Annotated in this window: 14 protein-coding genes, 4 tRNA genes and 1 pseudogene; 6 read left to right on the forward strand and 13 right to left on the reverse strand. The window is 53.1% G+C overall.

All coding sequences use genetic code 11. The features are described 5' to 3' along the window. Window positions 1-55 precede the first annotated feature (55 nt). The 8 genes from OCU43_RS20895 to folA all read right to left on the reverse strand — a co-directional run bounded on the left by OCU43_RS20895 (window position 56) and on the right by folA (window position 3,359). Window positions 56-130: transfer RNA gene (locus OCU43_RS20895), tRNA-Thr, on the reverse strand. A gap of 9 nt (window positions 131-139) precedes the next feature. Continuing rightward, window positions 140-213, reverse strand: a tRNA-Gly gene (locus OCU43_RS20900). Window positions 214-224: 11 nt separating this feature from the next. Then, window positions 225-308: transfer RNA gene (locus OCU43_RS20905), tRNA-Tyr, on the reverse strand. A 23-nt stretch (window positions 309-331) separates the two neighbouring features. Beyond that, window positions 332-407: transfer RNA gene (locus tag OCU43_RS20910), tRNA-Thr, on the reverse strand. Window positions 408-431: 24 nt separating this feature from the next. Beyond that, window positions 432-1,178: a hypothetical protein gene (locus tag OCU43_RS20915; protein WP_091360479.1), complete on the reverse strand. Its 747-nt coding sequence runs from the start codon at window positions 1,176-1,178 to the stop codon at window positions 432-434. Window positions 1,179-1,180: 2 nt separating this feature from the next. Further along, entirely contained in the window at window positions 1,181-1,879 is a 699-nt protein-coding gene (locus OCU43_RS20920; RefSeq protein ID WP_091360477.1) for a type III pantothenate kinase, read from the reverse strand. Beyond that, complete coding sequence (gene birA, locus OCU43_RS20925) at window positions 1,876-2,841, reverse strand: bifunctional biotin--[acetyl-CoA-carboxylase] ligase/biotin operon repressor BirA (RefSeq protein WP_091360475.1); 966 nt, start codon at window positions 2,839-2,841, stop codon at window positions 1,876-1,878. Before birA ends, OCU43_RS20920 begins: the two co-directional genes overlap by 4 nt. Before the next feature lie 11 nt (window positions 2,842-2,852). After that, complete coding sequence (folA, locus tag OCU43_RS20930; RefSeq protein ID WP_091360473.1) at window positions 2,853-3,359, reverse strand: type 3 dihydrofolate reductase; 507 nt, start codon at window positions 3,357-3,359, stop codon at window positions 2,853-2,855. Window positions 3,360-3,444: 85 nt separating this feature from the next. On the opposite strand from folA, the gene OCU43_RS20935 reads away from it, so the two are divergent. From OCU43_RS20935 to dapA, 3 genes are all read left to right on the forward strand, one after another. Continuing rightward, window positions 3,445-4,296: a thymidylate synthase gene (locus OCU43_RS20935; RefSeq protein WP_091360471.1), complete on the forward strand. Its 852-nt coding sequence runs from the start codon at window positions 3,445-3,447 to the stop codon at window positions 4,294-4,296. A 50-nt stretch (window positions 4,297-4,346) separates the two neighbouring features. Next, the gene (locus OCU43_RS20940; RefSeq protein ID WP_091360469.1) at window positions 4,347-4,904 is read left to right on the forward strand and encodes an NUDIX domain-containing protein; all 558 of its coding nucleotides are present in this window, start codon (window positions 4,347-4,349) and stop codon (window positions 4,902-4,904) included. A gap of 313 nt (window positions 4,905-5,217) precedes the next feature. Further along, window positions 5,218-6,090 carry a 4-hydroxy-tetrahydrodipicolinate synthase gene (gene dapA / locus OCU43_RS20945; protein ID WP_091360467.1) on the forward strand — a complete coding sequence of 291 codons (873 nt, stop codon included), beginning with the start codon at window positions 5,218-5,220 and terminating at the stop codon, window positions 6,088-6,090. 117 nt (window positions 6,091-6,207) lie between these two features. Here dapA and lgt read toward each other — a convergent pair whose 3' ends face one another. Then, a complete protein-coding gene (lgt, locus tag OCU43_RS20950) occupies window positions 6,208-6,996 on the reverse strand; it encodes a prolipoprotein diacylglyceryl transferase (protein ID WP_091360465.1) in 789 nt (262 codons plus the stop codon). 139 nt (window positions 6,997-7,135) lie between these two features. Between lgt and OCU43_RS20955 the strand changes: the two genes are divergently transcribed. Continuing rightward, on the forward strand, window positions 7,136-7,921 hold the full coding sequence (locus tag OCU43_RS20955; protein WP_175483575.1) for an NRDE family protein: 786 nt from the start codon (window positions 7,136-7,138) through the stop codon (window positions 7,919-7,921). Here the strand turns inward: OCU43_RS20955 and ptsP are convergent. Then, window positions 7,896-10,174 (reverse strand): annotated as a pseudogene (gene ptsP / locus OCU43_RS20960) (phosphoenolpyruvate--protein phosphotransferase). The gene OCU43_RS20955 and the pseudogene ptsP overlap by 26 nt on opposite strands. 7 nt (window positions 10,175-10,181) lie before the next feature. Beyond that, window positions 10,182-10,685 (reverse strand): RNA pyrophosphohydrolase, encoded by a 504-nt coding sequence (rppH, locus tag OCU43_RS20965; protein WP_091360461.1) that lies wholly within the window; start codon window positions 10,683-10,685, stop codon window positions 10,182-10,184. Window positions 10,686-10,837: 152 nt separating this feature from the next. Between rppH and OCU43_RS20970 the strand changes: the two genes are divergently transcribed. Together OCU43_RS20970 and OCU43_RS20975 are read left to right on the forward strand one after the other, a co-directional pair. Next, entirely contained in the window at window positions 10,838-11,491 is a 654-nt protein-coding gene (locus tag OCU43_RS20970; protein ID WP_091360459.1) for a histidinol-phosphatase, read from the forward strand. A 190-nt stretch (window positions 11,492-11,681) separates the two neighbouring features. Next, the gene (locus tag OCU43_RS20975) at window positions 11,682-12,086 is read left to right on the forward strand and encodes a CBS domain-containing protein (protein ID WP_091360457.1); all 405 of its coding nucleotides are present in this window, start codon (window positions 11,682-11,684) and stop codon (window positions 12,084-12,086) included. Between the two features lie 60 nt (window positions 12,087-12,146). Here the strand turns inward: OCU43_RS20975 and OCU43_RS20980 are convergent, their stop codons facing one another. Both OCU43_RS20980 and OCU43_RS20985 read right to left on the reverse strand, forming a co-directional pair. Continuing rightward, a complete protein-coding gene (locus OCU43_RS20980; protein WP_091360455.1) occupies window positions 12,147-13,184 on the reverse strand; it encodes an NADP(H)-dependent aldo-keto reductase in 1,038 nt (345 codons plus the stop codon). Window positions 13,185-13,211: 27 nt separating this feature from the next. Then, entirely contained in the window at window positions 13,212-14,402 is a 1,191-nt protein-coding gene (locus tag OCU43_RS20985) for a class I SAM-dependent rRNA methyltransferase (RefSeq protein WP_091360453.1), read from the reverse strand. Window positions 14,403-14,421: the final 19 nt, after the last annotated feature.

Genomic DNA, 14,421 nt, shown 5'->3' on the forward strand with positions numbered 1-14,421 from the left:
CGTTGCCACATACAACAAAGGGCAGACATATCGCTATATCTACCCTCTGAAAAAATGGAGCTCATGGGCGGATTTGAACCGCCGACCTCACCCTTACCAAGGGTGTGCTCTACCCCTGAGCCACATGAGCACATCAAACTGGAGCGGGTAGCGGGAATCGAACCCGCATCATCAGCTTGGAAGGCTGAGGTTCTACCATTGTACCATACCCGCCTTGCAGCTATTGGTGGTGGGGGGTGGATTCGAACCACCGAAGCTCGCGCGTCAGATTTACAGTCTGATCCCTTTGGCCACTCGGGAACCCCACCCTACCAATACTTCACCGCTTAAATGGTGCCGGCACCAAGAGTCGAACTCGGGACCTACTGATTACAAGTCAGTTGCTCTACCAACTGAGCTATACCGGCATCAGCTGCGAAGTGGCGCATATATTAATCACGCACCCCTGTGCTTGCAACCCCTTTACATAATTTTTTTTCGATTTTTATGGCAGAATTAAAAAACTGATCTACCTCTTTGATTTTATTGCCGGTTTCAACTGAGCTATCGGTTTCCACCCAGACATCATACAGCCTGTCCTGACTGACCACCTGATACTCATCAGGTTGAAACAATCCGATCAGCTCATTGCGCGCCCGATTCAGCTCCGCACGACTACCATAACGCCCAATAATATAGACAGGCTTCATCTTCACCCGTGACTCTTCTGCACTCAGCCCCAGCGCCGCCAGATTTTCCAGCAGCGCCTGCTGCCCCCGCAATCCGACAGGCTTTTCCAGCGTCAGCTCATACGCCAGCACCCGCTCAACCTCAACCGGCACCACCGTTGACTCCAGTCCCTGCTGCGCCAACCGGCCCTGCAATTCAGTAGCAACCGACGCCTGTTCAATCCCGCTGATCACCTGACACCAGCGGGTCGCCGTTTCATCTGCAGACGATGGCTCTGAGATTGTTGCCGACTCAGCAGCCGACTCCACTTCCTGCTGCAGCGACTCAGATTCAGGGGGGGTCACTCCCGATTGCCGCGGCAGTAATAGAGAAGCATCCTCTTCTGTAAGCAGACGGATACGAGAGACATTAGCAGGCATCACAAAAGTGTCATTCACTTCCGGCTTGCGTAGCTGCCAGCCCAGATATAGCGCGTTTACCAGCAATAGCAGGAGAAACAGCCAGCGCACCGCTATTCTCCAAGCGCCAGCGACAGACCATCCAACACCAGATCAGGGCACCAGATTGCGCCATCAACCAGCGAACAGAACAGCTCTCCATCGCCACCTGTGACAAACACCGGCTGCCCCGCAGCGCTACGCATCACTTTTTCCGCCAGTGCCTGCAGCAACAGATTAACTCCATGCTGAACCGCCTCAGACGTGTTGACACCGGGTGCCGAGCAGAACCCTTCTATCGAGTGATCAACAATCACCTGCGCGGTATTACTCAACAGATTACGCCCCATCAGTTGCAACCCCGGCATGATGTATCCCCCCAGATGGCGGCCATAGTCATCCAGCTGTTCTATGGTTATTGCACTGCCACAGTCCACCACCCAACAAGCAGCACCCGCCTGCTGCCAGGCACTGAGTATCGCCAGCCAGCGGTCAACCCCCATCCGGGCCGGATCGGAGTAGCTGTTCACTACGCCACAGGCCGCCGCCTGAGTCTCTGCAAATTCCGGCTGCAACTGCCAGCGCTGCTGCACAAATTCACGCAATGCCTGGTTAATACGATCACCGGCAACTGAAGCGATCCTTATGCGACCCACACTTTCAGGCCAGTCGATGCTATCCAGTTCATTATGGCGAGCCCGACCACCCAACACCGTTCCCGCTATACGCCACTTTACAAAGGTATTACCTGCATCCAGATCAAGAATATTCATGCCAGACGCACACTCACTTCGCCACCATGATAGGCCTGCAACTCTCCGTCCGTTTCCAGCAACAGGGCACCGCTCTGATCAACACCACGACAAACCCCCAGCGCCTGCCGGTTGCCAAGATTAAGACTGATCACCTGATCACGATGCGCATTAGCTGCCTGCCACTCATCCTGGAATGCCACAAACCCCTCTTCGGAGAACTGAAGCAAAACCGGCACCAGCTCGTTAATCAGTTCAGCCAGCAAACGGTTTCGCGAGGGAGCAACCCCCTGAGCCTGCTGCAGATCAACCCAGGGCTGGTCAATTGCTTCAGCAGCCGCTTCAGGCATCTTCACATTGATCCCCACTCCGATCACAACAAAACAGTCACCGGCGGCATCACCACTCATCTCCAGCAACACCCCTGCCAGCTTACGGCCACGCCACAACAGATCATTGGGCCACTTGACCTCGACACCATCGATCCCCAGACGCGCCAGCCCCCGCAGCAACGCAACCCCAACTGCCAGACTCAGCCCCTCAAGGGCTGCAGCACCGTTACTGAACTGCCAGGTGAGCGAGAAGTAAAGGTTGCTGGCAAACGGACTGGCCCAGCTGCGCCCCCGCCGGCCACGCCCTGAGGTTTGCTGCTCGGCCAGATAGAGTGACCCATGCCCATCACGGTACACCGCCTCCATCGCTTTGGCATTGGTTGAGGGTATAATCAGGTTGAGGTCGATCAGCCTGAGACTGCGACTGGCTTCAGGTGACAACGCCTCCTCTATTAACTCACGATTCAGCAGATCAAGCCCCCCGGGAATACGATAACCCCGGCCTTTGACGCTATAGATATCCAGTCCAGACTCTTCAATAATTTTAATCTGCTTCCAGATAGCACTGCGACTCACGCCCAGCGCCTTACCCAGAGCCTGCCCGGAATGAAACTTACCATCCGCAAGCACGGCCAATAGCGGCTCAATCATAGCGGCACCCTTCAGGAGATCCGTTGGAGAACAATAAAGCTGTAATCATAGGGATTATGGTCTGCAGCTGAAAAATCTTCGCGACCAACTTCAGCCCAGTCACCGGGATGATACTCAGGAAACCAGGCATCCCCCTTCACCTCAGCATGCACCTGTGTCAGATAGAGACGGTCCGCCAGGGGCAGCGCTTGCTCATAGATCTGTGCACCACCAATCACCATCGCCTCATCGCAGCCATCAATCATGCAGATACTCTCAGCCAGATCCCAGGCCGCCTGCAGGCTGTTGACCACCTTAACGTTATCCGGCTGATAGGCGTCATCGCGGCTGACTACGATGTTGGTTCGCCCCGGCAGCGGTCGGCCGATCGACTCGAACGTCTTGCGCCCCATAATAATCGGCTTACCCATGGTGACCTGTTTGAAATAACGCAGATCCTCCGGCAGATGCCAGGGCAGGTTATTGTTGATCCCGATCACCCGGTTTTCGGCCTGGGCAACAATGATCGCCAGGTTCATATAATCTCCTTAATACTGGTACCAGCGCCTTGCTGTTTGCTAACATTGCAAGCTGAATTTAACCACAGGTGTTAATAACAAACCAATGAGACAGTATCTCGATCTTTGCCAAAGGCTAATTAATGAAGGCGTTTGGGTAGAAAATGAACGCACAGGCAAGCGCTGCCTGACCGTTATTAATGCCGATCTTACCTATGATGTCGCTGCCGGCGAATTCCCACTGGTGACGACCCGTAAAAGTTTCTATAAGTCAGCCATTGCCGAGATGCTGGGTTATATTCGTGGCTACAATAACGCCGCAGACTTCAGAAACATCGGCACAAAAACCTGGGATGCCAATGCCAACGATAATCCTGCGTGGCTGGCGAACCCCTACCGCCAAGGCACCGACGATTGTGGCTTTATCTATGGCAAGGTTGGCCGAAACTTTCCCAAGCCGGACGGCGGCAGCGTCGATCTGCTACGTAAAATTGTCGATGACCTGAGCAATGGTATCGATGATCGCGGCGAGATCTATACCTTTTATCATCCCGGGGCATTCCACATGGGCTGCCTGCGGCCCTGTATGTACAGCCATCACTTCTCGCTACTGGGCGACACCCTCCACCTCAACAGCACGCAACGAAGCTGTGATGTACCCCTGGGGTTAACCTTTAATATGGTTCAGGTCTATTTTCTGCTGGCGATTATCGCTCAGATAACCGGCAATAAACCGGGCAAGGCCTATCACAAGATCGTCAATGCTCACATCTACGAAGATCAGCTGAAACTGATGCGTGATGTACAACTGACCCGTGAACCTTTCCCGCTCCCCACCTTCAGGATCAACCCGGATATCAAAACCCTGGAAGATCTGGAGACCTGGGTCAGCACCGACGACTTCGAAGTGGAAGGCTATCAGTATCACGACCCGATTCAATACCCGTTTTCAGTCTGATCCTGATCAGATAGTGAGTCGTTCCCACCGCTGACCTTTAAAGGGCCATTATGCCGAAATTAAAAATTGGCGGCTGGCAGCAAAAGAGCCAGTCAGTCGTCTACGACAACCCCTGGATACAGGTGCGCCATGAAGAGGTGATCCGCCCCAACGGCACCGAAGGGATCTATGGGGTGGTTCACTTCAAATCACATGCCATTGGCGTTCTGGCGATTGATGATGACGATATGATCTGCCTCGTCAGACAAAGCCGCTATCCCAATAATGAAACCACGGTTGAGATCCCTGAAGGAGGTGGTCCGCTGGATGAGCCACCCCTGGAGGCAGCCAGACGGGAGCTCCGTGAAGAGACCGGCTTCATCGCACAACACTGGCAACTCTTTATGGAGTTACGGACATCAAACTCAGTCACCGATGAGATCGCCTATATCTTTCTGGCAACCGGCCTCAGCCAGGGCACACAGCAGCTGGAAGACACAGAAGATATCGAACTGATAAAAGTACCTGTCAACGAAGCCATCGAGATGGCCATGAACGGGAAGATCACCGATGCTATGTCAGTAGCAGCACTACTTAAACTGGCGTTAGTTCGTCAACAACCAGATTAACCCGCCAAAGCTGAGGTTATTCAGTACCTCCCTATAAAGGCCAACACTGACTTGATTACGCTGACATATTGACATCCGCTGTCTTGTAATATCGCCACAGCGTGTTACATTGGCCTACACAATTACATGTCACTTAAGAGTTTTCTTTAATGTACACACTTTCTCACCTGCCTAAACAAAAATGCTGTAAACAGTTTGCTCTGTGCGGCAATGGTGGACGTGTGTAATTACTGACTAAACAATTTCATACAAGAGCCCGGTCGCAGCAATGTGACCGGGCTTTTTTTATGCCTATACAATCTCAGGAGTTTTTATGTTTTATGGTTCATATACGGCGCTAATCACCCCATTCAATCAGGGAAACGTTGATGAAGCGGCACTCAGGCAACTGGTTAACTGGCAGATAGATCAGGGCACTCAGGGGTTAGTACCCGTGGGGACCACGGGGGAGTCTCCGACAATATCCGAAGCCGAACACAAGCGCATTATTGAAATAGTCGTAGAGGAAACCGCTGGCCGCGTACCGGTGATTGCTGGAGCGGGTTCGAACAACCCGGCCGAGGCTCTGGTTTACGCAAAAACAGCTGAACAGGCGGGCGCGGATGGCATTCTCTGCGTGGCGGGATATTACAATCGTCCCTCGCAAGCGGGACTTTATGAGCATTTTAAACTGATCCATGATCAAACTAATATCCCGATCATCATCTACAACATTCCACCACGCACCATTGTCGATGTGCAACCACAGACGATGGCACAACTGGCTGCCCTTCCAAGAGTCTCAGGGGTAAAAGATGCCACCATGGATCTGTCACGCATCAGCCGCGAAAGATCTCTGATAAAGAGAGATTTCAGCTATATGTCGGGCGAGGATATAACAGCGGTTGCCTATAATGCGATGGGGGGACGGGGCTGTATTTCAGTCACGTCGAATGTGGCACCTGCGCTCTGCGCAGCGATGCAGTCAGCCTGTCAGAACGGCGATTATCAAACAGCGTTAGCGATTCACGAGCGACTGATGCCGCTACATCTGGCTCTGTTTGAAGAACCCAGCCCCAGCGGGATAAAGTATGCGCTGTCGCTGACGGGCATCTGCCAGGATGAAGTGCGGTTACCAATAATGCCCCCTTCTGCAACGACCCGGAAGAAAATTGAAACCGCACTCACGCAGCTGTCTTTAATTTAATCGCAGTCGATACCATTAAGGACACCCGGTGCCGGGAGATACTGCCCGGCACGGCATCCTTTCACAGGCCATCACCTTTGGATATTCAACCCTCCCCGTTACCGGCCTGATACTTCTCTAATGATTTGCTTCCTTTTTGTAAGCCAGCAACAGCAACACTGCACCGATCACAATCATCGGCAGTGATAACACCTGACCCATGGTCATCCAGTCGAGCGCGACAAAGCCTAGCTGGACATCCGGCTGACGGAAGAACTCCACACTGGAACGAAAGATACCGTAGAGCAGTAAAAACATCCCCGACACCGCCATTTTCGGCCGGGGTTTAGCCGAGTAAAGCCATAAAACAACAAATAGCACCACCCCTTCCAGCGCAAACTCATAAAGCTGCGAAGGGTGGCGGGCGATCATATCCCTGGTACGGGGAAAGATAACTCCCCAGCTTTGATCCGTTGGCCGCCCCCAGAGTTCGCCGCCAATAAAATTGCCTATCCGCCCCGCTCCCAGACCTATAGGGATCAGCGGCGCGACAAAATCGCCGATATCAAAATAACTCTTTTGGTATTTATGTGCGAAATAACCAATTGCGGCGATCACCCCCAGCAAGCCGCCATGGAATGACATCCCCCCCTCCCATACGGCAAATAACCACAACGGATCGTCGAGGAACTGACCGAAATTATAAAACACCACATAACCAAACCGGCCACCCAGCACAACCCCGATCGCGCCCCAGAAGATCAGATCGGAGATCTGCTCCTCGGTCCAGCCGGAGCCCGGGCGCCGGGCACGCCTGCCGCCGAGGTACCAGGCGGAGGCAAAGCCAACCAGGTACATCAGCCCATACCAGTGAATTTTTAACGGCCCTAACGCCACCGCAATCGGATCAATATTGTGAACCCACATCAAAACGCTCTTCCCTTACTTTAAATCAGCCCAGATATAACCACGCCTGCAACGCATCCTACAATAGATAAATGACAGATTTTGATTTTAAATGAAGCTGTTATATAACTAACCCGCCCATCAAAAAAGAGAGCTGACCGTGTGCCTGATTGTGTTCGCCTATAACTACCACCCGGATTACCGACTGATCCTCACCGCTAACCGGGATGAGTTTTACCACCGGCCTACCCGACCGATGCAATACTGGCCCGATCAGCCACAACTGCTGGCAGGTCAGGATCTGGAGCAGGGCGGCACCTGGCTGGGACTAACCCGCAACGGTCGTTTCTCTGCGCTGACCAACCACCGGGATGGCCGGCGACCACAACAGGGCATCCTCTCCCGAGGCAACCTGCCACTGGCATTTCTGCTGAGTAACGACAGCTGTAATGCTTTTATCCGCAACACCGCCATCGATAACTTTGACGGCTTCAATCAACTGATCGATGATGGCGACCAGCTCTGCTATCTGTCAAACCGCAGCGAACCACTGCAACCGGTTCCCCCAGGCATACACGGTATCAGCAATGCGGTATTCGATACCCCCTGGCCCAAGCTTGAAGCCCGTAAAGCAGCATTAAAAACCTGTATCGACGCCGGTGAGTTAAGCGGCGAAAACCTCATACAGCTGATGGCTGACAGAGAAACATATCCTGACACCCTGCTGCCTGATACCGGCATTGACATAGAACTGGAACGGCGACTCTCCTCCAGCTTTATTCACTCAGACAACTATGGCACCCGGGCGACGACGGCATTACTGATTAAACATAATGGTGAGGTTGAGGTTGTCGAGCAAAACTATAACGATCAGGGAGCTACCGGACGCAGGAGCATCCGGTTTCGGCTGGAAAGAGAGCTTAATCGGGAATGGTCGGCCGGGTAAGCTGCCCCAGCCCCAGCTCCTTGAGTGCATTGCGAAGCGTCATATGGATCTTATCCACATCATCCATCACAATAATCTGATTCAGCAGTTCCCGGGCACGATCAAAACTGATGCCTCGCAGGGCGAACTTAACTTTCGGCAAGTTGGTTGCGTTCATAGAGAGCACATCATAGCCCATCGCCATCAGCAGAATAGCCCCACCGGGGTCTGCCGCCATCTCACCACAGATACTGACCGAGACATTTTCCTTGTGCGCTTCATGCACAATAAACTGCAACGCTTTCAGAACCGCAGGATGATAGGGTACATAGAGACTCGCCACCCGGGGGTTATTGCGGTCAACGGCCAACAGATATTGGGTCAGATCGTTAGAACCCACCGAGATAAAATCAACCCGCCGGGCAAACCGCCTTACCTGATACACCGCGGCAGGCACTTCCACCATCACCCCGATCAGCGGCTGATTAATCACATGCCCCTCTTCGCGCAACTCCTCCACGGCCTGAGCAATCAGTTTGGTGGACTCATCAACCTCATGCACACTGGTGACCATCGGTAGCATAATACGCAGATTATTCAGTCCCTCAGCAGCACGAAGCATCGCCCGGATCTGCACCAGAAAGATCTCCGGGTGATCCAGCGTGACCCGGATACCCCGCCAGCCAAGAAAGGGGTTATCCTCCTCAATCGGAAAGTATGGCAGCGGCTTGTCGCCACCAATGTCCAGAGTTCGCATGGTCACCGGACGGGGCGCAAACGCTTCAAGCTGTTTACGATAGGTCTCCATCTGGTCCTGTTCACTGGGGAAAAAATCCCGGATCATAAAAGGGATCTCGGTACGATACAGGCCGATTCCCTCAGCCCCCCGGTCCAGCGAACGCGCCACATCAGTAATCAGACCAGTATTCACCCACAGCGGCATTCGATAACCGTCGGTCGTTTCCGCTGGCAGCTCTTTCAGCCCTTCAAGCCCGGCATTGACCTCATTTTCTCCCGGATAATATCGCGATAACACTGACTCAGATCCGGCGAAGGGTTAACGAATACCCGGCCGGAATAGCCATCGAGAATAACCTGCAGCCCCTCAATCCGGGTATAGGGCAGGTCAACCACCCCCATCACTGTCGGAATTCCCATCGAGCGGGCGAGAATCGCAGCATGGGAGTTACCCGAGCCATGCACCGATAACAGACCGATAAGCTTCTCTGTGGGCACTTCACCCAACATCGCGGGGGTCAGTTCATCGGCAACCAGGATGGTATTTTCAGGAAATTCGATCTCTGACAGAGAGGGGCCCGACTCCTGCAGACAGGTCAGCATTCGACGACCAAGGTCACGGATATCGGTTGCCCGCTCTCGCAGATAGGGATCATCCATCATGGAAAACTGCTGCACATGCTCGCCAATAACCTGCCTTAAAGCTCCCTGCGCCCAGCTCCCTTCTTTAATACGCGAGATAATCTCACCCGCCAGGGCATTATCATCCAGCATCCTGATATAGACATCGAACAGCTCACGCTCTTCTGATCGCAGCCGTTTGGCCAGACTGCGCCCCACCCGTTTGATATCCCGACGAACCTGAGCCAGCGCGCTCTTGAACTTCGCAACTTCAGCCTTGATATCGTCTATCTTACGATCCGGTACGCCATTGAGATCGGCCAGCGGTGTCATCACCACTGCAGGTCCGATAGCCACCCCGATACAACCGGATACGCCCTCGAACTTTCGGTCAGATTCCGTTTTGGTATGATCAGAGATCTGCAGAATTGAGCCTGTGGCTTCCGCATGGGCGATGACACCTGCCAGCTGAGCTGACATCGTCACCATGAACGCCTCTTCCGACTCATCAAACTTACGGATCAGCTTTTGCTGGACAACCAGAACCCCCAGCAGCGTCCGGTGATGAATAATGGGGACACCCAGGAAAGCATGAAACTTCTTCTCCCCCGTGCCTTTAAGGTAGGTAAATGCGCTGTGGGTGGCAGCATCCTCCAGGTTGATAGGCTCAGCGCGCTGGCCTATCATACCGACAACCCCCTCATCCAGAGAGAGGGATACCTGCCCCACTGACTTTCGATTCAGCCCCTGAGTCGCCATCAGAACATAGCGTTCACGCTGCTGATCTATCAGATAGATAGAGCATACATCTGTACGCATGGCTCGCTGCACCCGACGGACGATAACATCCAGCACCGACTCAAGATCAGGTGCGGCGTTAACCTCCTGTACAATTTTGCGCAGCGTTTCCAGCATGTAATGCTTACTCCTTTAAATACCAGCCACCCAGTACCAAACGCGTCAGTTTAGGCGACAGTTCCCGCATCGCTTTGCGGTACACATCCCGTTTAAAGGCCACAACCTGTCCCAGAGGATACCAGTAACTGACCCATCGCCAGCCATCAAACTCCGGCGAATTAGTTGAATCAATAACCACTGCGCTGTCATCACTCAACATTCGCAGCAAAAACCACTTTTGTTTCTGTCCGACACAAACCGGATGGGAATGGTGCCTTATCATGCGTTTGGGCAGCCGGTAACGAAGCCAGCCTCGGGTAACAGCGATCACCTCAACATCCTCAGGTGAGAGCCCGATCTCCTCTTTTAGTTCCCGATACATCGCCTGTTCCGGCGATTCTGACGCGTTAATGCCCCCCTGGGGGAACTGCCATGCATTCTGCCCTATACGTCTTGCCCAAAGCACCTGACCCATCGAGTTAGCCAGAATGATACCGACATTCGGCCTGAACCCATCTGAATCTATCACGGTGAATTCCTTACAAACTCTTTTTCGCTATTGTTCCACAACTTCAGGTCTTTCAGCAAATTAACCCATCAATTGCCAGAGATTAGCATTTGCCTCCTTTACAGCAAGCCTCTATTCTAGGCGCTTCCCTGAATTAAGTTGGAGAGGTCACTTTGAGTCTGGCCATTTTTGATCTGGATAATACACTGCTGAACGGCGATAGCGATCATGCCTGGGGCGAGTTTCTGTGCGATAAAGGTCTTGTCGATGCGGAACAATACCGCCGGGCAAATGACTATTTTTACCAGCAGTATAAAGCGGGCACGCTGGATATCTATGAGTTCCTGGAGTTTGCCCTGAAGCCTCTGAGCGAACATGAGCCTGAGAGACTGGAAGAGCTACACCGGGAGTTCATGGAAACCAAAGTAGCACCCATGATGCTGGATAAAGCAGCTACCCTGCTGCAAAAACACCGTGCACAGGGCGACTTTCTGCTGATTATTACCGCCACCAACCGGTTTGTCACCGCCCCTATCGCAACTGCCCTGGGCGTTGACGCCACCCTGGCAACCGACCCGGAACAGATTGACGGACGCTATACCGGCAAGATTGCCGGCACCCCCTGCTTCCAGTCAGGTAAAGTTGAGCGGCTCCAGACCTGGCTTGAACAGACCGGCCACTCCATGGAGAACAGTTATTTCTACAGCGATTCAATCAACGATAAGCCGCTAATGGAACTGGTCGACAACCCTATTGCCGTCGATCCGGATGCATTACTGGAGCAGACCGCCAAAGAGAGAGGCTGGCCCATTATCAGCCTGCGTTAATCCATCCGCCCCTTCTGACCCGGGGCGGAGCCTCTCCTCTGCCCGGATCGCCCCCTTCCCCCCTATTTAATTTTCACTATCCGCTAAATAGTCAATTCTGATTGGTTAAATCCGCGTTTTACTGCAAAACTGTGTAAATAGCATGTACGCAAAAAGCCATATGCTAACTCAACAACAGGAGAGCAAGACGATGATTCTGGTTAGAGAGATCATGTCTGAAAACATGACTCCATTAAATGAAGAGATGTCGTTACCACAAGCCGTAGATCACCTTCTCGCCAGCAATATGCTCGGGCTGCCGGTAACGGATGGTAAAAAACATGTCACCGGATTCCTGTCAGAACAGGACTGCATCCCCTACCTGCTGGGTGACAGTTACCACTGTGATAGCCATGTTCTGGTAAAAGATATGATGCGACGTGATCCACTCATCGTAAAACCAACCAATACCGCTCTTGAATTGGCGCAGATGATGGCGATTAATAAACCCAAAATATACCCTGTGGTAGAGAACGGGATTCTGGTGGGTGTGGTTAAGCGGGGACAGGTGATGGCGGCACTGAATCAGCAACTGAAGCGTTGCAGAGTGGCCTGAAAAAAACAGCGCTCCTCCCTGCAGATAACCAGGGTAAGAGCGCAGTGATGATTCGCAATATCAGGGGCAGGGGTTTGAGTACTGAACCCCTATCTGATCGATCTGCTCCAGAACCTCTGCGGACAACGTCAGGTCGATAGAGTCAACATTGCTCTTAAGTTGCGCCATAGTGGTCGCACCAATAATATTGCTGCCCACAAATGGACGGCTGTTTACAAACGCCAGCGCCATCTGTGCCGGATCCAGACCCTGATCACGGGCCAGCTGCACATACGCCGCGGTGGCTTTGAGCCCCTGTTCCGTAAAATAACGGGAGAAGCGCGGAAACTGATTAATGCGCGCATCAGGGCCTGCACTGCCATCCAGATATTTACCACTCAGGGTGCCAAAGGCCAGCGGCGAATAGGGTAGCAGATCTACACCTTCGCGATGCAGTACCTCGGTCAGACCAACTTCATCTTTGCGATTCAGCAGATTGTAAGGGTTCTGTACCGACACCACCCGGGGCAGCCCGAGAGACTCGGCATAACTGAGAAACTTCATCACCCCCCAGGGCACCTCATTGGACAACCCCACGTAGCGTATCAGGCCTTCATCCACCAGCGCTTTTAATGCTTCCAGCGTCTCCAGTAGCGGTGTACCATCCCGCTCTGGCTGGTGACGGTAATTCAGTTCGCCAAAAAAGTTGGTTGCCCGATCAGGCCAGTGTAGCTGATAGAGATCGATATAATCGGTTTGCAACCGTTGCAGGCTGGCGGTCACCGCAGCCCGGATATTGTTGCCATCCAGGCACAGGCCGGGACGAATATGCTGAGCCATATCAGCAGGGCCGGCCACTTTAGTGGCAAGTATCACCTGATCCCGGTTACCCCGGGCCTTTAACCAGCTACCGATATACTGCTCCGTACGCCCCTGAGTTTCAGCCATAGGGGGAACCGGATACATCTCAGCCGTATCAATAAAATTGATTCCCTGGGCGACAGCATAATCCAGCTGCTGGTGCGCCTCTGCTTCGGAGTTCTGCTGCCCAAACGTCATCGTCCCCAAACAGATACGACTGACATTCAGGTCGCTGCTACCCAGTAACTTATACTCCATACCCTTTCCCCTCTTTTCGCTGCCAGCTCAGGTAACTGGCAACAGTCGTACAAAATATGATTTAAGATAGTCGGTTTCAGGGATCGCCGGATGCACCGGATGATCGCCGCCCTGATGCCCCTGATCAAAGATCTGTGCCTGACGATCCAGCGTACGGCTTTCCGAACGGATGATATCCACCAGCCGCTCTCGCTGCAGATGCATCGAACAGGATGCCGATATCAGAATACCGTTCTTGGCCACCAGTCGCATCGCCAGTTGATTGATCCGCTTATACGCCTGCTCACCATTACGAATATCTTTGCGCTTCTGAATAAAGGCCGGCGGATCAACGATCACCACATCAAACTTCTCTTCCTCCTCCAGCAGCATTTTACAGCCATCAAAGGCATCGCCCTGAATGGTGGTAAAACGCTCCTCACCGCCATTCAGAACCGCATTCTCCTGGGAGATATCCAACGCAAACTCAGAGGCATCCAGACAGGTAACGTGCTCCGCACCCGCCGCCAGTGCCTGCACGCCCCAGCCACCGATATAGCTAAACAGGTCCAGCACCCGCTTACCTTCAACATGCTGTTGCATCCGCGCCCGGTTAAGACGGTGATCATAGAACCAGCCGGTCTTCTGACCTTTGTGTACCGGCGCCACGAAAGACACACCATTCTCTTCAAATGGCACCAGTTCCGGCACTTCACCAAAGGCGACTTCGGTATAACTTTCCAGCCCCTCGGTCTGACGCATCTTGCCATCATTACGGAACAGGATGCCCTGCGGTTTAAACACTTTTTCCAGTGCCGCAACGATATCCTCTTTCAGCAACTCCATACCCGCAGTCGAAATCTGCACCACAAAAATATCGAAGAAGCGGTCGATCACCAGGCCAGGCAAGCCATCACTGTCACCAAACACCAGACGGTAGCAAGGCGTGTCAAAGCAGGCTTCACGCAGTGACAACGCAATATTCAGACGATGCACAATCAGCGAGCGATCCAGCGGGATCTTCACACTGCGGCTCACCAGACGACCACAGATCAGCGAGTTAGGATTGACACAGGCCAGCCCCAGCGGCTTGCCTGAAGAACTCTCCACCACCACCTGCTCGCCCGGGGTAAACTGCTTCAACGGGGTAAGCTTAGTGTTCACTTCATTGCTGTAGATCCAGACATGGCCACCGCGAAGACGCTTATCAGCGCCGGGATTCAAACGTAGTTGTTGCAAGGAGAGTTACCTTCAGAAT

Source organism: Amphritea atlantica (genome assembly GCF_024347255.1).
In the GTDB taxonomy this organism is placed as follows: domain Bacteria; phylum Pseudomonadota; class Gammaproteobacteria; order Pseudomonadales; family Balneatricaceae; genus Amphritea; species Amphritea atlantica.